Genomic DNA, 16,393 nt, shown 5'->3' on the forward strand with positions numbered 1-16,393 from the left:
CCCATGTCACCGCGCCCGCCGGCTCTCCCGCTGCTGCTGTCCACCGCCCTGCTCGCCGGCCTGGTCGCCTGTTCGGCCGGCGCCGACGAGGGCGGCAGCTCGCCTGCGTCCCCGGCGGCCGACCGGTCCACGACGGTCGAGCACCTGTACGGGACCACCGAGGTCACCGGCGTCCCCGAGCGGGTCGTCGCCATCGACCTGCAGTGGACCGACACCCTGCTGGCGCTGGGCGTCGACCCGGTCGGCTACACCGTCGAGCCGTCGGCGGAGCCGTACCCGTGGCAGGAGCTCCCCGCCGGGGCGACCGTCATCGAGCTGGACGGGGACTTCGAGGTCCCGGTCGAGCAGGTCGCGGCGCTCGAGCCGGACCTGATCCTGGGCTCCTGGTCCATCGGCGACCAGGCCACCTACGACCTGCTCTCGGGCATCGCGCCCACCGTCCCGGCCCTGGACGCCGAGCAGGTGACCGCGTGGCAGGACCTGGTCGACGTCGCCGGGCAGCTGCTGGACCGCGAGGAGGAGGCCGCCGCGCTGGTCGCCGAGGTCGACGGACAGGTGGCGGAGACGGCCGCGGACCTGCCGGGGCTGGCGGGCCGGACGTTCGTGCTCGCGCAGTACGTGGTGGGCGACTCGATCTACGCGGTCGCCGACCGGTCCGACGGTTCCAGCGTCTTCTTCCAGGACCTCGGCATGCAGCTGCACCAGCCGGTCGTGGACGAGGGCCAGGCGCAGGCCGCGGCGCGGGTCTCGCTCTCGGTCGAGCGGGCCGACCTGCTCGGGGCCGACCTGGTGGCGTTCCTGGTCAACGGCGGTGACGCGGGCGCCACCGCCGACATCCCGGGCTTCGACCAGCTCCCGGGCACCGTCGCGATCCTGGACCTCGCCACGATCGTCGGCCTGAACACGCCCACGCCGCTGTCCCTCCCCTACTCGCTGGAGGCGCTGCGCCCCTACCTGGAGGACGCGGCCGCCTGACCGCGCCCGGTCCCACCAACGGTGCCGCGGACCGCGAGTTCTGCGATGTCGGGGCACACCGGCGCTCGGTGGCCCCGACATGGCAGATGTCGTCCGAGGTGGAGGACGGGGGCGCGGCCCCGGCCGCGAGGGGTCAGTCGCCGTCGAGCGGGCGCAGACGGGGCGAGCCCGACCGGACCTGCGCCGCCGCCAGCAGCCCGATGACGGCCAGCGCGTTCTTGACCTTGCCGTCGAACACCCACTGCACCGCCTCGGCCAGCGGCACCCGCTCGACGGTCATGTCGAGCTCCTCGTGCTCCACCACGAACCCGTCCGGCCGGGCCGCCTCGGTGAGGCCCTCGGCCAGGTAGAGGTGGATCAGCTCGTCGCAGAAGCCCGGGGACGGGTGCTGGGTGACCAGCAGCGACCAGCGATCAGCGGCCAGCTGCACCTCCTCGGCCAGCTCGCGCTTGGCCGTCTCCACCGGCGGCTCGCCGTCGACGTCGCGCAGCCCGGCCGGCAGCTCCCACAGGTGCTGGCGCACCGGGTGCCGGTACTGCCGCAGCAGCACCACCCGGTCCTCGTCGTCCAGCGCGACGACGCCCACGGCGCCGGGGTGGTGCACGACCTCGCGCACGCTCTCCCCGCCGCCGGGCATCGCCACGGTGTCCGTGCGCAGCGAGATGATCCGGCCCTCGTAGACCTGCTCGCTGCCGAGGACCTCATAGGAGTGGGCCATCAGATGCCGACCGGCTCTTCGGTCGGCACCGGCAGCCGCGCCGACTCCTGGTAGTCCACCGCGGCCTGCACGAACGCGGCGAACAGCGGGTGCGGCCGGGTGGGCCGGCTCTTCAGCTCCGGGTGCGCCTGAGTGCCCACGAAGAACGGGTGGACGTCGGCCGGCAGCTCGGCGAACTCGACGAGCGTGCCGTCCGGCGAGGTGCCGGAGAAGACCAGGCCCGCGGCGGTCAGCCGGTCGCGGTAGGCGTTGGCCACCTCGTACCGGTGCCGGTGCCGCTCGGTGACCTCGGTGGTGCCGTAGGCGGCCGCCACGACCGAGCCCTTCTGCAGGTGCGCCGGGTAGCTGCCCAGCCGCATCGTCCCGCCCATGTCCCCGCGGCCGGCCACGACGTCGAGCTGGGTGGCCATGGTGGAGATGACCGGGTCGGGGGTCTCCGGGTCGAACTCGGTGGAGTTGGCGCCCTCGATCCCGGCCAGGTCCCGCGCCGCCTCGATGACCATGCACTGCAGGCCCAGGCACAGCCCCAGGGTCGGGATGCCGTTGACCCGCGCGTGCCGGATGGCGCCGAGCTTGCCCTCGATCCCCCGGACGCCGAACCCGCCGGGGATGCAGACGCCGTCCACGCCGGCCAGCGCGGCCGCGGCACCCTCGGGCGTCTCGCAGTCGTCGGAGGGCACCCAGCGGATCTGCACCCGCGAGCGGTGGGCGAACCCGCCGGCCCGCAGCGCCTCGGTCACCGACAGGTAGGCGTCGGGCAGGTCGATGTACTTGCCGACCAGCGCCACGGTCACCGTCGCCTTGGGCGCGTGCACGCGGTCGAGCAGGTCGCCCCAGACGGTCCAGTCGACGTCCCGGAACGGCAGGCCGAGCCGCCGGACGACGAAGGCGTCCAGGCCCTCCCGGTGCAGCACCTTCGGGATGTCGTAGATCGACGGCGCGTCCGGGCAGGAGATGACGCCCTCGGCCTCGGTGTCGCACATCAGGCTGATCTTGCGCTTGAGGCCCTCGCTGATCTCCCGGTCCGACCGGCAGACCAGCGCGTCGGGCTGGATGCCGATGCTGCGCAGCGCGGCGACCGAGTGCTGGGTGGGCTTGGTCTTCAGCTCACCGGAGGGGGCGATGTAGGGGATCAGCGAGATGTGCAGGAAGAAGCAGTTGTCCCGGCCGATCTCGTGCCGCACCTGCCGGGCGGCCTCCAGGAACGGCAGCGACTCGATGTCGCCGACCGTGCCGCCCACCTCGGTGATGACGACGTCCACCCGCTCGGGACCGTCGGCCACGGCCATGATCCGGGCCTTGATCTCGTTGGTGATGTGCGGGATGACCTGGACGGTGTCGCCCAGGTACTCCCCGCGCCGCTCCTTGGCGATCACGTCGGAGTACACCTGGCCGGTGGTCACGTTGGCCCGGCCGGTCAGGTCGGTGTCCAGGAAGCGCTCGTAGTGCCCGATGTCCAGGTCGGTCTCGGCGCCGTCCTCGGTGACGAACACCTCGCCGTGCTGGAAGGGGTTCATCGTCCCCGGGTCCACGTTGAGGTAGGGGTCCAGCTTCTGCATGGTGACCCTGAGGCCCCGGCTGGAGAGCAGAGCCCCCAGAGAACTTGCAGTCAGTCCCTTGCCCAGTGACGACACGACGCCGCCGGTGACGAAGACGAACTTCGTCGGCTGGGAGTTGGGGAGAAGAGGTCCGCGGTCACGAGGTTCTGCCAGTCGACCCACGGACGCCCACGTTAACACGCTGTTCGGCGGCCTCCGCAGGCGCGTCGTCGTCCCCCGGCGCGGAGGCCGGCGGAGCGCCGGCGGCCAGCCACACCAGCAGCGGCACCAGCAGCGTCGCGGCGGTCGCCGGCAGGGCGACACCGCTGTCGTTGACCAGCGCGCCGACGGTCAGGCTGAGCGCGATCGCGGTGAGCGCCGCGCGGAGCACCCGGACGTCGTCGGCGGCCAGCCCGGCGACCCCGCCGTCCGGCCCGCTGCGCAGCAGACCGCCGGGCCGCAGCAGCCAGCCGGCCGCGAGCAGGGCCACCAGCAGCATCCAGGCCAGCGGGCTGCCCAGCAGGATCCCGACGTTGGCCTCGGCCTTGCGGCTGACCACCGTCCACGCCTGGCCGTCCAGCAGCTGGCCGACGAACCGGCCCAGGTGGCTCCGCTCGGACGCCGGCCGCAGCCAGTCCAGCACCGCCACCACGCCGACCACCGCCACCGCGGCCGCGAGCACCACCGCCAGCCGGGCGGGGGTCACCCGGATCCGGGCCAGCAGCATGCCCAGCACCAGGAACGCCGGCACCGCGGCCAGCACGCCGCCGAAGTCCCGGCCCAGGGACGGCGCCCCGATCAGCCCGACGCAGACCACCCCCGCGACGGCCACCGGCAGCAGCCAGGTGCGGCGCGACGGCGTGGCGCTGCGGCGGACCAGGGCGGCGGCCGCGGCGGCGGTGAGCAGCAACGCGCTGACCGCCAGCAGCCCGTAGGTGAGGTTGCCGTAGCCGGTGAACCGGCCGGCGACGATCGCGTCGTAGCCGAGCAGTCCGTCCAGCTCCAGGTGCGAGCCGGTCAGCACGTCGCCGAGCAGGGTGGCCAGGGTGACCGCCAGGACGACGACGGCCGGCCCCAGCCGCCGCCGGCGCCACGGCCCCAGCCCGGCCACGGCGCCGACCAGCAGCGTGGTCGCGACGACCGCAGCGGCCAGGGTCCAGCGCGGGGAACCGGTGCGCTCCCACGGCACCAGGTTGGCTAGGTACGTTGCCCCCGGCAGCGACGCGGCCAGCAGCGCCGCCCCGCGCAGCAGCCCCCGGCCGCGGTGCACCGGCCGGCGGCCGCGCAGCCAGTCGCGCACCCGGGCCGGGCGGGCGGGCAGCCGGCCGCGGTCCCAGCCGCCGAGCAGAACCGCCCCCGACACCACCACGACCGCGTTGACCAGCACCAGCAGCCAGAAGGTGAGCGCGGTGCTCCGGTAGTGCACCACCGCCCGGGTGTTGGCCCGGTCCAGCTCGGCGAGCGCGTCCACCAGGTCCGGCCGGCCGGCGGCGACGGTGAACGGCTGGCCGTTCATCGACGCGGGCTCCGGCAGGCCCAGGGCCCGCAGCACGGTCGGGGCCACGTCGATCAGCTGGACGAACGGCGCGCGCCCGGTGCTGGCCGAGGTGAGCCAGCCGGTGGTCATGCCCGGCCCCTCGGCCATCCCCACGTGCAGCTGCGGCCGGCCACCGTTGACCTCGGAGATGCCCTGCAGCAGCAGCAGCGTCTCCCCGTCCAGCGCGCCGACGGCGGTGCGCAGCCGGCCGACGGCGGTGTCGACGGCCTGCACCGCGGCGTCCCGGGCGCTGGGCACGGTGCCGTCGTCGGTGGCGTCCGCGCCGGGCGCCGCGGCGTCGCTGAGCTGGCCGAGCGACACGAGCGTCAGCGGGCACTCCCCCAGCAGCTGCCGCAGCTCGCCGTCGTCGCCGGGCAGCGAGTCGCGCACGGTGAAGTCCGCGCCCTCGCCGGCGACGGCCAGCGCGGCCGCCCGACCGACCACGGTGCTGCAGGGGACCGCCTGGCCCAGCGCACCCGGCTCGGCGCCGAAGCGTGCGGTCGCCTCGTCCTCGGCGACCCGGGTGACGGTGCGGCCGGGCTCGGCCAGCCCGACCTTGGCGACCTGCTCCTCGAGCCCGCAGTAGGACAGCCGGGCGTCGACCGTCGGCACGGGTGGCTCGGCGGTCGGCACCGGCTCGGCGCCGTCGGCCTCGGGCTGCGGCTCGGCCGGCTCGGGCGCCGGCGGGACCGGCTCGACCGGGCCGGGGTAGCGCGCCCGGTTGCCCGCGCCCAGGGTGGCCCAGCCGTCGAGCAGGCAGGTCGTGGACCGGCCGGCCCGCACCGACAGCGCCCCGATCGCGGAGTCCTCGGCCAGCGCCCACAGCTGCGGCGTCAGCTCCGGGTCGAGGTCGGACCAGACCAGGCCGGGGACGCCGACGGACACCACCTGGTCGGCGCGGAAGGGGTCGTCGCCGTCGGCGGCCCACGCGGGCGGCACCGAGCCGGCGAGCAGCGCGACGAGCAGCACCAGGAGGACGGGGACCGCCGACCGCCGGGCGGTCCGGCCGGTCATCGGCGCTGCCCGAGCAGCTCTCGGTAGAGCCCGACCAGCTGCTGCGCGGTGGCCGCCTCGTCCGGCCAGCCGGCGGCCTGCGCCGGGCCGGCCGCGCCCAGCCGGGCGATGAGGGCCGGGTCTGTCAGCACCCCGGTCACCGCCTCCGCCAGCGCGCGGGCGTCGCCGACCGGCACCAGCTGCGCGGCAGCACCCACCAGCTCGGGGATGCCGCCCACGGCGGTGGCCACCAGCGGCGTGCCGGCCCGCAGCGCCTCCTGGGCGGTCAGCGAGCGGGCCTCCCAGACCGAGGGCAGCACGCAGACGTCGGCGGCGCCGAGCAGGTCGGCGACGTCGGTGCGGCGCCCGAGCAGGGTGACCGGCAGCTGCTCGGCGGCGATCCGGGCGGCGAGCTCGTCGTGCAGCGGGCCGTCGCCGGCGATCGCGACCAGCGGCACCGGCCGCAGCCGGGGGTCGGCGACCCAGCGCGCCACCGCGTCGAGCAGGACGTCGTAGCCCTTCTGCGGGTGCAGCCGGCCGATGGCGACCACGAGCGGGCGCTGGTCGTCCAGGCCGAGCTCGCGGCGCACCTCGGGCCGCGGTCGCCGGGCCGGCGGGAGCGGTGGGGCGGCGACCGGCGCGACCCGGACGTCACGGGCACCGAGCCGGCGGGCGTTGTCGGCCAGGTCCGCCGACGCCGCGAGCACGACGTCGGCGCCGCGGATGGTGGCCAGCTCGGCGGCCTGCAGCACCTGCCGCCGGAGCCCGCCGCCACCGGGCAGCGCGTTGTGCAGCGTCAGCACCAGCGGCCGGGACCGCTCCCCCGCCAGCCGTCGCGCGGCCGCCGCGACCAGGCCGGCGCGCAGCCCGTGGGCGTGCACCAGGTCCGCCCCGGTGGTGGCCCGGCGCAGCGCGAGCACGGCGCGCAGGTCGGCCGCCGGGGCCAGGCCGGCGGAGATCCCCACCTCGCGGAAGTCGGCGCCGGTCGCGGTGAACGCGAACAGCTCCTCGGTGGCCCGGGGTCCGCAGACCCGCACCGACGCGCCGGCCCGGCCGAGCGGGGACAGCAGCGAGCGCAGGTGCGTGCCCACCCCGCCGGTGCTGGTGGCCAGCACCTGGGCGATCCGGCGGTCGGCGAGGGGACGCTGCTCAGACACCCGCCACCTCCTGACTGCCCGATCGACGAAGGCCGGAGACGGCGGCCAGCAGCGGTCCCCGGGAGGTCCCCATCATGACCGCCGCAGCGACCACCAGCACGACTGCACCGGCTGCCACCCCGATGCCGATCGCGGCCGGCACCCCGCCGCCGGGCACCGGGTCGGCGCCCAGCGCGCGGGCGGTCAGCAGCCCGGCCGCCCCGCCGAGGACACCGGCCAGGACGGCGGGCCCGCCGGTGCGGGCCACCCCGGCCAGCGCGGCACCCCCGGCCTCGCGGACGACGACGACGAGCAGCGCGGCCCCGGCGACGGTGACCCCGACGGTGTGCCCGGTGGCCAGCGCCAGCGCCCGGTCGGCGTCGGGCAGCACCGCGGCCAGCACCAGGTCGGCGGCGACGGCGACCAGCCAGCCGCCCGCCACGCAGACCGCCGGCGCCCGCCACAGGCCGCGGGCGTACAGCGCGCGGGACAGCAGCGCGACCAGCCCGTAGCCCACCAGCCCGGGCGCGAAGGCGGCGATGGTCGGGGCGAGCGCGGCCGCCGGGGCGGCGTCGTCCGGAGAGGCCAGGAAGACCCGGGCCATCGGCCCGGAGACGGCGACCAGCCCGGCGGCGGCGACCGCGCCGGTGACGACGGTGAGCACGGCGGCCGGGCCCAGGGTCGCGGCGTACCCGGCCTCGTCCCGCGCGGCGGCCCGCTCGCTGAGCGCGGGGTAGACCGAGGTGGCCAGCGGGACGGCCAGCGCCGCCCAGGGCAGCAGGAACACCGTCATCCCGGCGAAGTAGACGACCTGCGTGCCGGCCGGGGCGTCCGCGTTGGCCAGCCGGATCGCCACGATCGCGACCAGCTGCTGACCGGCCAGGGTGACCACCCCGGCCAGCGCGAGCCGGCGCACCCGCGGCGCTACCCCGACCGGGAACCGCAGCGCGGGGCGCAGCCCCAGCCGCAGCCCGCGCAGCGGCAGCAGCAGCGAGGCGGCCAGCGCGACCACACCCAGCGTCGTCCCGACCCCGAGCACGAGCTCCGCGGAGGTGGTCAGTCCGCCGACGTCCCGGCTGCCGCCGCCGCCGGCGAAGAGCAGGTACGCCCCGGCCACGACCACCGAGGACAGCAGCGGGGCCAGCGCGGGGCCGGCGAACCGGCGGTGCGCCTGCAGCACGCCGGTGAGCACGACCGCGACGCCGTACAGCGGCACCTGCGGGGCGAACATCAGCAGGAACCGGGCGGCCACGTCGACCTTGACCGGGTCGCCGGCGTCGCCGCCGAGCAGCGCCGTGGCGATCGGCCGGGACAGCGCCGCCAGCAGCAGCGCGAGCGGGACGAGCACCAGCAGCGTCCAGCCCAGCAGCGCCGACGCCGTGCGGCGCACCTGGTCCCGGTCGCCGGCCGCGATGCCGCCGGCCAGCATCGGCACGACCAGGCTGGCCAGCGCGCCGCCGGCGACCACCTCGAAGACGATGTTGGGCACGTTGTTGGCGGCCTGGTAGGTGTCGCCGGTGCTGTCGGCGCCGACCGCGTTGGTCAGCACGACGGTGCGCCCGAACCCTGCCAGCCGGGACAGCAGGGTGAGCACCGAGATGAGCAGGGCGGCCCCCGCCGCACCCTGGACGACGCGCCGGCCGGTCACCGCCGTCCGCCGCTGCTGGCCGTGGTCACGCCGGACGGCGGCCGAGCCGGTCGAGCTCGCGCAGGCCGGGGGTTCCCTCGATCACCCGGGTGAAGCTGACCCGCTCGCTGGCGAGCGTGAGCGCGGTGACGACGGTGAGCAGCCCGGCGCGCGTGCCGCGGCCGGGCAGCGCCGCGAGCCGCAGGCCGAGCAGCGCGCCGACGGCGTTGGCGCCGCAGTCGCCGAGCATGACCCGTTCGCCGAGGTCGGCGGGGAGCACGCCGAGGGCGGCGCCGAGCGGTCCGGCGACCAGCCCCCCGGCCGGGCCGCCGAGCGTGCCGCCGGCCAGCAGCGCGGTCGCCTTCGCGGCCCGGCCCGGGCGCAGGTCCAGCAGGTTGACCAGGTTCGCGGTGCCGGCGACCAGGCCGGTGGTGAGCACGGCGTCGGCCACCGCCGGCAGCCCGCCGCCCCGGCGGGTGAGCACGGCGGCGACCGCCGCGGCGGCCCCGATGCCGGCGACCTTCACCGCGCCGGCGGAGACCCGGCCCTCGCGGAGGGCGGCGAGGTGGCCGGCCAGCCCCTTGTCCCGGGCCTGCTCGGGGCGGGCGCCGGCCAGGTCGTCGTAGCCGCCGACCAGCCCGGCGACGCCGCCGACGACCGCTGCCGCGGCCCGCTGCCCGGCCGGGGCGCCGGCGACCGCGGTGGCCGTGGCGGCGGCGGCCAGCACCGGGCCGCCCAGCAGGGTCACCGGGCGGCCGGCGAAGTTGGTGCGGCGCCACGGCGCTCCGGCGTCCTGGCCGTTCAGCGCCGCGGCACCGGCCAGGCCGGCCCGCGCGGCCAGGGCGCCGGCGGCGACCAGCCCGGCCCTCGTCCGGGCGGTCACGACACCGGGGCCGGGACCGGCTGGGTGTCCTCGCCCACGCCGTACTCGCCGGAGGTGCCGCGCGCCTCGGCGGCCAGGGCCAGCACGGTGCTGATCCGGCCGGCCGCGGCGGTCACGTTGTCCACGGTCGAGACGGTGCCGCGGGCGGCGGAGTCGGCGCGCAGGGCGGCCACCAGACCGCCGTCCCCGGCCGAGGCCAGGTTGCCGGCGACGACGGCACCCGAGCCCTGCTCGTCGAGTGCGACGGCGAGCTGCAGGAGGGCCGACGTCCGCGTCTCGGCGTCGTCGCCCTCGAGGGCGCCGGTGGTCAGCACGACGGCGAGGTCGGCCGGGGTGACGGAGGTGCTGTCCTGGCTGAGCACGTCGAGCTCCTCGAGCCCGGCGAGCACGGTGGCGGTGTCGGTCGCGGTGGGCGCGACCCGGGCGCTGCCCTCGGCCGGCACCATCAGTAGCTGGGCCAGGACGGAGGCCACGGCCTCGCCCGGGTCGTCGGTCTCGGGCTGGGTGACGGTGAGCGGGACGCCCGGCCCGCTGAGGAAGGTCTCCAGCGTGTCGGCGGTGGACTCGGCGGCGTAGCCGTCGGTGAGCCGCACCGTGCCGGTGACGGTGGCCCCGGCGCTGCCCAGCAGCGCGGTCAGCCCCTCGGCCACGTCGGGCTCGGGGTCGGCGCCGGCGACCACCAGGACGACGCTGCGGCCGGTCAGCGTGTTCTCCACCAGGGTCGGGCCGACGGCCTCCTCGAAGCTGCCGACGTCGTCCAGCTGGGTCTGCAGCTGCTGGGTCTGGTCCTCCAGGGACCGCTTGTCCTCCTGCAGTGCGGTCACCTGGCCCTGCAGGTTGTCCGTCAGCGGCCCGTTGAGCTGCGTGGTGCCGATGACGATGCCCAGCGCCACGGCCAGGAACACCGCGATCAGCGAGACGAGGTGGTACCGGAAGTCGATCACGAAAAGAGGTTCTCCAGCCAGAACACGAAGCTGTCCCATTGGTCGACGAGCAGGTCGAAGTAGATGTGGCTGGCCGTGGACACCGCCAGCGCGGCGACGATCGACGCCAGCGCGGCGAGCACCAGCAGGACCAGCGCGAGGGTGGAGATGCGGCTGCGGTAGAGCCGGCTCACGCCCTTGGCGTCGACCAGCTTGCCGCCCAGCCGGAGCCGGGTTAGGAAGGTCGAGGCCATGCCGCCGCGGCCCTTGTCCAGGAACTCGATCAGCGTGGCGTGCGTGCCGACGGCGACGATGAGCGAGGCGCCCTTCTCGTCGGCGAGCAGCATCGCGATGTCCTCGCTGGTCGCCGAGGCCGGGAAGGTGATCGCCTCGACCCCGAGGTCGAGGACCCGCTGCAGCCCGGGGGCGCGGCCGTCGGCGTAGGCGTGCACCACGACCTCGGCCCCGCAGCGCAGCACCGCGTCGCTCACCGAGTCCATGTCGCCGATGATCATGTCCGGCTGGTAGCCGGCCTCGATGAGCGCGTCGGCGCCGCCGTCGACACCGATGAGGACCGGCCGGTAGTCGCGGATGTAGGGCCGCAGCGCCTGGAGGTCCTCCTTGTAGTCGTAGCCCCGGACGACGACCAGCACGTGCCGGCCCTCGATCTGGGTGGTCACGTCGGGCACGCCCACGCCGTCGAGCAGCAGCGCGCGCTCGCGCTTCATGTACTCCATGGTGTTGGCCGCGAAGGCCTCCAGCTGCACCGACAACCCCTCGCGCGCCTCGGCCATCGAGGTGGCCACGGTCTCCGGGGTCTGCTCGGTGCCCTGGGCGACGACCGTGTCGCCGGCGTAGAGCGTGCCGCCCTCCAGCCGCACCTCGGTGCCGTCCTTGAGCGCGGTCAGCACGTCCTTGCCCACGTTGTCCACCAGCGGGATGCCGGCGTCGACCAGGATCCCCGGACCGAGGTTGGGGTAGCGCCCGGTGGTGCTGGGCGCGGCGTTGACGACCGCGGCGACCTTGCAGGCCACCAGCGAGTCGGCGGCCACCCGGTCCACGTCGGCGTGGTCGATGACCGCGATCTCGCCGGGCCGCAGCCGCTTGGTGAGGTTCTTGGTCCGCCGGTCCACACGGGCCGTGCCGGTCACGCCGGGTGCCGTCTCGGACGGCCGCCCGCGTCGCAGGGTGCCGATGCGCATGGCCGCGATCGTCCCACGGAGGCAGGGTCGGTTGGACCCGACGCGCGAGCGCGACCGATCGGTCACAGTCGGTGAGCGACACCGCGACGCGCTCGGAACCCGACCGCGTCGACCGGGTGTCGCTCCCCGGGGACGGGACCGGCCCGTCACTAGCGTGGCTGGTGTGACTGCAGGGGCCTCCGCGAGCCGGAGCACAGCGACAGTTCTCGCCGACGACCTGGTCGGGGAGCTGACCGGCCTCCGTGACCCCGAGGCCTCGGCCGGGCAGGCCGTGCAGGACGTCGCGGGCGCCCCGGCCGTCGAGCCAGGAGGTGCGGACCCGGCGAACGCCCAGGTGGTGGCGCTGCCGCCCCGCCCCGCCCCGGATGCACCCGCCGCCGACGCACCGGTCGGCACCCAGCCCCCGGACGACGTCCCGGCCGATGCCGCGCCCGACGCGCCGGCTGCCGCCGCACCCGCCGACGCCCCCGGCCCCGGCCGCCGCCCCCGCCGCCGGGAGCGCCGCGGTCCGACGCTGCGCGAGCAGCGCCGCCAGCGCACCCGGGAGGCGATCGTCGACGCGGCCGCCGAGCTCTTCGTCGAGCGCGGCTTCGACCACGTCAGCGTGATGGAGATCGCGCAGCGCGCCGGCGTGGTGGAGAAGACGGTCTTCAACCACTTCCCGGTCAAGGAGGGCCTGGTCTTCGAGCTCGACCCGCCCATCCGGGCCGCGCTGCTGGAGGCCGTGCGCCGTCGTCCGGCCGGTCAGTCCGCGGCGGCCGCCGCCGGTGACTTCGTGGTCGCCGCGATCAGCCAGCTGGGCGCCCCCGAGGCGGCCGGGGGCGTGGCCGAGATGGCCCGGGTGATCCGCGGCTCCCGCACCCTGCAGGTGCGGGAGCGGGAGATCCTCGGCACGCTCACCGACACCCTGGCCGAGCAGATCACCCTGGAGACCCGCCCGGCGGCCGGTGTGCTCGAGCCGTGGCTGGCGGCCAACGCCGTCACCGGGCTGTACACCGCCCTGCTCGAGCTGGCCCGCGACCGGGTGCTGGAGGGGGCGTCGGGGCCGGAGCTGGTGGCCGAGCTGCGCACCCGCGGCCGCCGCGGCCTGGCCCTGCTGCAGTTCGGCCTGGCCGGGTACGCCAAGCGCCGCTGACGAAGGACCCCCCGCACGCCGAGAAGGGCCCCTCTCCCAGGCGGGAGAGGGGCCCTTCGGCCGTGCCGGCCGCTACGCGGCGCGCTGCAGCTCCCGGCGCACCTTGGCGCCGCCGGTCGTCATCTTGTACAGCTTCGCCACCTGCGCCGGCGCGTTCGCCGGGGTGGTCTGCGCCAGCCAGCCGTTGGGCAGCGACAGCCGGATGACCTTGTGCCAGGCCGAGCCGACCTGCCGGGGCAGCGACGCGGAGTGGTACCGCAGCCCGTAGCGGGCGAAGAGGTCCTGCACCTGCGGCGCGATCTCGGCGTACCGGTTGCTCGGCAGGTCGGGGAACAGGTGGTGCTCCACCTGGTGCGACAGGTTGCCGGTCATGATGTGCATCGCCTTGCTGCCGGAGATGTTGGCCGAGCCGAGCATCTGGCGCAGGTACCACTCACCGCGGGTCTCCCCGTCGATCGAGGTCTTCTCGAAGGTCTCCACGCCCTCGGGGAAGTGCCCGCACATGATCACCGAGTGCGACCACAGGTTGCGCACCACGTTGGCGGTGAAGTTCGCCGCCAGGGTCGGCAGGAACGACGGGCCCGACAGCAGCGGGTGCACCAGGTAGTCCTTGGTCGCCTGCTTGCGGATCTTCCTGAGCACGGCCTTGCCCCGGGCGCGGAAGCCGGGGTCGCTGCGGCGCTTCTTGGTGGCCAGGTTCTTGCCCAGCTCGAGGTCGTAGGCGGCGATGCCGTACTCGAAGAAGCAGGCGTTGACGAAGTTCCACACCGGCTGCAGCAGGTACAGCGGCACCCACTTCTGGTCCTCGTCGACGCGCATGATGCCGTAGCCGAGGTCGTTGTCCTTGCCGATCACGTTCGTGTACGTGTGGTGCAGCTCGTTGTGCGAGTGCTTCCACTGGTCGGCCGGGCTGGCCATGTCCCACTCCCAGGTCGTGGAGTGGATCTTCGGGTCGCGCATCCAGTCCCACTGCCCGTGCAGGATGTTGTGCCCGATCTCCATGTTCTCCAGGATCTTGGCCACGGAGAGACCGGCGGTGCCGATCACCCAGGCCGGCGGGAACTTCGACAGCAGCAGGACGGCGCGGCTGGCCAGCTCGAGCTTGCGCTGGACGTCGATGACCCGGCGGATGTAGGCGGCGTCGGACTCGCCGCGGCTGTCCACCACGGCCTGGCGGATCGCGTCGAGCTCCCGGCCGATGGACTCGACGTCCTCGGCGGACAGGTGCGCGATCGGGTTCTCAGCCTTGTTCTGCAGGACGGTCACGTGCGGCTCCTCGTGCTCTGGCTCGTGCGGTGGCTCGTGCTGGGTGGTGTGCGCGGGCTGGTGCCCAGGTCAGTGGTCGATGTCGCAGGCGCCGGCGGCGGCGCTGATGCAGGTCTGGACGAGGACGCCGTCGCCGGGGGCGGCGGTGGTGACCTCGCCGGTGCGCAGGTCGCGGACGGCGCCCTCGCGCAGCGGGAGCACGCAGCCGTAGCAGATGCCCATCCGGCAGCCGCTGGGCATGAGCAGCCCGGCGTCCTCCGCGGCGTCCAGGATCGGGGTGGCGCCGTCGGCCTCGACGGTGCGGCCGGCCTTCGTGAAGCTCACCGTGCCGCCCTCGCCGGTCACCAGGACCCGGGGGCGGAAGCGCTCGGTGTACAGCCGCTCGGCGATGCCGGTGGCCGCCCAGTGCTCCTCGAGCGCCTCGAGCATCCCGACCGGCCCGCAGGCCCAGGTGGACCGCTCGGCCAGGTCGGGCACCAGCTCGGCCAGCGCCCCGGCGTCCAGCAGGCCGTCGGTGGCGGTGTGCCGCTCGACCAGCCGCAGCTGCCCCGTGGCGGCGAGCTCGCGCAGCTCCGCGCCGAAGATGACGTCGTCGGCGGTGGGCGCCGAGTGCACCAGGACGACGTCGTCGTGCTCGTGCACGTGGTTGCGCAGGATGCCCATCACCGGGGTGATGCCCGAGCCGGCGGTGACGAACAGGCTCTTGGCCGGCCGCTCCCCGGGGAGCACGAAGTCGCCGGTCGCCTGGTCCAGCTGGACGATCGTCCCCGGGCGGGTGCGGTGCACCAGGTGGTTGCTGACCTTGCCGCCCGGCAACGCCTTGACGGTGATCGTGAAGCAGCCGTCGGCGCGGTCGAGCACCGAGGTGATCGAGTAGGCCCGCCACTGCCGGACGCCGTCGACGTCGACGCCGAGCCGCACGTACTGGCCGGGGGTGTGCGGCAGCCAGTCCCGGCCCGGGCGGATGACGACCGTCGCGGCGTCCCGGGTCTCCGGTCGCACGTCCTCGATGCGCCCGCGGAGGGCGGCACCGGAGCGCAACGGGTCGACCAGGTCGAGGTAGTCCGAGGGCAGCAGCGGCGTGGTCACCAGCTCGGCGACCTTGACGACGCGGTCGCGCAGCCGGCCCAGCACCGGCCGGGCCTTCGACGGGCGCGGGACGGTTGCGGTCATGCCTTGAGCATGCCCAGCCCGGTGGGCGCTTACCTGTGCGCCCGACGTGATTCGGGCGGTACATTTTGTCCTCCGCGAACAAGGATGAGGTGAGGACGACGAGCGAGGTGATCACCTTTCCGCCCGTGGTGGTGGAGGCGATGCAGGCCGAGCTGCGCGCGGTCGCCGAGCACACCGTGTCCTCGATCGTCGTCGAGGTGCCCAGCTACGCCGACGCCTTCTCCGGGGAGATGGGCCGGGCGATCTCCGGCGCCGTACAGCTGGCCCTCGGCGGCTTCCTCGAGCTGGCGACCGCGCGCGGCGGCGTCGACCCGAGCCTGCCGATCGCCCCGGCGCTGGAGGGCGCCTACGCGCTGGGCCGCGGCGAGGCCCGCAGCGGCCGGTCGATGGACTCGCTGCTGGCCGCCTACCGGGTGGGCGCCCGGGTCTCCTGGCGGCACATGAGCGACACGGCGGTGGCCGCCGGGCTGGGCGCGGAGTCGCTGGCCCGCTTCGCCGAGCTGGTGTTCGCCTACATCGACCAGCTGTCGGCCTCCAGCGTCGCCGGGCACACCGACGAGCTGGACAGCACCGGCCGGGCCCGCCGCCACCACCTGGAGCGGCTCGGCGCCCTGCTGCTGGCCGGCCGGCCGCTGCACGACCTGACCGCGGCCGCCGAGCGGGCCGGTTGGTCCGCGCCGCGCACGCTGACCGCCGTGCTGCTGCCCGAGGGGCGGGCCCGCGGTGCGCTGGCCCTGCTGGACACCCGCACGCTGCAGGTCAGCGACGACCCGCCGGGGCTCGACCCGTCGGCGGAGCTCACCGTGCTGCTGGTCCCCGACGCCGGGGAGGGCGCCCGGCCGGGGCTGCTGCGCGCGCTGGAGGGCCGGGCCGCGCTGGTCGGCCCGCCCCGGCCCTGGCACGCCGTCACCCGCTCCTACGCCCGCGCCCTCCGCGCGCTGCGGCTCGGCCTGGCCGACGGCGGGACGGCGCCGCTGGACACCGAGCAGCGGCTGCCCGAGCTGGTGCTCCGCGCCGACGACGAGGCGCTGGCCGACCTGCGGGCCGCCGCGCTCGCGCCGCTGGACGGGCTGGGCGCCGCCGTCCGGGAGAAGCTGACCGCGACGCTGCGGTCCTGGCTGCTGCACCACGGCCGGCGCGAGCAGGTCGCCGCGGAGCTGTTCGTGCACCCGCAGACCGTCCGCTACCGGATGGGCCAGCTGCGCGAGCTGTTCGGCGACCGGCTCGAGGACCCGCGGACCGTGCTGGCGCTGACCCTCGCCCTCGGGACGCCGGAGGGCTGACCGC

At 75.7% G+C, this 16,393-nt stretch carries 13 protein-coding genes; 3 read left to right on the top strand and 10 right to left on the bottom strand.

The genetic code is table 11. The annotated features are described in order from the left end of the window. The first annotated feature begins 3 nt into the window (after positions 1-3). Positions 4-975: an ABC transporter substrate-binding protein gene (locus tag HL054_RS21485; protein WP_369141171.1), complete on the top strand. Its 972-nt coding sequence runs from the start codon at positions 4-6 to the stop codon at positions 973-975. A 133-nt stretch (positions 976-1,108) separates the two neighbouring features. On the opposite strand, the gene HL054_RS21490 is transcribed toward HL054_RS21485, so the two are convergent. Genes HL054_RS21490 through steA form a run of 8 tightly spaced genes read right to left on the bottom strand, consistent with a single transcriptional unit; the run spans position 1,109 to position 11,532 of the window. Beyond that, positions 1,109-1,693: an NUDIX domain-containing protein gene (locus HL054_RS21490; protein WP_369141172.1), complete on the bottom strand. Its 585-nt coding sequence runs from the start codon at positions 1,691-1,693 to the stop codon at positions 1,109-1,111. After that, positions 1,693-3,432: a CTP synthase gene (locus tag HL054_RS21495; RefSeq protein ID WP_440347962.1), complete on the bottom strand. Its 1,740-nt coding sequence runs from the start codon at positions 3,430-3,432 to the stop codon at positions 1,693-1,695. The genes HL054_RS21490 and HL054_RS21495 overlap by 1 nt, the downstream gene beginning before the upstream one ends. Next, positions 3,389-5,782, bottom strand: a complete 2,394-nt coding sequence (locus HL054_RS21500) for a hypothetical protein (RefSeq protein ID WP_369141173.1) — start codon at positions 5,780-5,782, stop codon at positions 3,389-3,391. The genes HL054_RS21495 and HL054_RS21500 overlap by 44 nt, the downstream gene beginning before the upstream one ends. Further along, complete coding sequence (locus HL054_RS21505; RefSeq protein WP_369141174.1) at positions 5,779-6,918, bottom strand: glycosyltransferase family 4 protein; 1,140 nt, start codon at positions 6,916-6,918, stop codon at positions 5,779-5,781. The genes HL054_RS21500 and HL054_RS21505 overlap by 4 nt, the downstream gene beginning before the upstream one ends. Then, positions 6,911-8,545, bottom strand: coding sequence for a murein biosynthesis integral membrane protein MurJ (gene murJ / locus HL054_RS21510; RefSeq protein WP_369141175.1), 1,635 nt, complete (start codon positions 8,543-8,545; stop codon positions 6,911-6,913). Before murJ ends, HL054_RS21505 begins: the two co-directional genes overlap by 8 nt. 25 nt (positions 8,546-8,570) lie before the next feature. Further along, the gene (locus tag HL054_RS21515) at positions 8,571-9,407 is read right to left on the bottom strand and encodes a hypothetical protein (RefSeq protein ID WP_369141176.1); all 837 of its coding nucleotides are present in this window, start codon (positions 9,405-9,407) and stop codon (positions 8,571-8,573) included. Beyond that, positions 9,404-10,351, bottom strand: coding sequence for a copper transporter (locus HL054_RS21520; RefSeq protein WP_369141177.1), 948 nt, complete (start codon positions 10,349-10,351; stop codon positions 9,404-9,406). The genes HL054_RS21515 and HL054_RS21520 overlap by 4 nt, the downstream gene beginning before the upstream one ends. Then, positions 10,348-11,532 carry a putative cytokinetic ring protein SteA gene (gene steA / locus HL054_RS21525; RefSeq protein ID WP_369141178.1) on the bottom strand — a complete coding sequence of 395 codons (1,185 nt, stop codon included), beginning with the start codon at positions 11,530-11,532 and terminating at the stop codon, positions 10,348-10,350. The genes HL054_RS21520 and steA overlap by 4 nt, the downstream gene beginning before the upstream one ends. A 163-nt stretch (positions 11,533-11,695) precedes the next feature. Here steA and HL054_RS21530 point away from each other — a divergent pair, with 163 nt between their 5' ends. Beyond that, the gene (locus tag HL054_RS21530) at positions 11,696-12,667 is read left to right on the top strand and encodes a TetR/AcrR family transcriptional regulator (protein WP_369141179.1); all 972 of its coding nucleotides are present in this window, start codon (positions 11,696-11,698) and stop codon (positions 12,665-12,667) included. Positions 12,668-12,739: 72 nt separating this feature from the next. Here the strand turns inward: HL054_RS21530 and HL054_RS21535 are convergent, their stop codons facing one another. After that, positions 12,740-13,933 (bottom strand): fatty acid desaturase family protein, encoded by a 1,194-nt coding sequence (locus tag HL054_RS21535; protein ID WP_369141180.1) that lies wholly within the window; start codon positions 13,931-13,933, stop codon positions 12,740-12,742. Between the two features lie 69 nt (positions 13,934-14,002). Next, complete coding sequence (locus HL054_RS21540; protein ID WP_369141181.1) at positions 14,003-15,106, bottom strand: ferredoxin reductase; 1,104 nt, start codon at positions 15,104-15,106, stop codon at positions 14,003-14,005. A gap of 89 nt (positions 15,107-15,195) precedes the next feature. On the opposite strand from HL054_RS21540, the gene HL054_RS21545 reads away from it, so the two are divergent. Further along, entirely contained in the window at positions 15,196-16,389 is a 1,194-nt protein-coding gene (locus HL054_RS21545; RefSeq protein ID WP_369141182.1) for a PucR family transcriptional regulator, read from the top strand. Positions 16,390-16,393 lie beyond the last annotated feature (4 nt).

Origin of the sequence: Modestobacter versicolor, assembly GCF_041028285.1 — a bacterium.
GTDB classification, from domain to species: domain Bacteria; phylum Actinomycetota; class Actinomycetes; order Mycobacteriales; family Geodermatophilaceae; genus Modestobacter; species Modestobacter versicolor_A.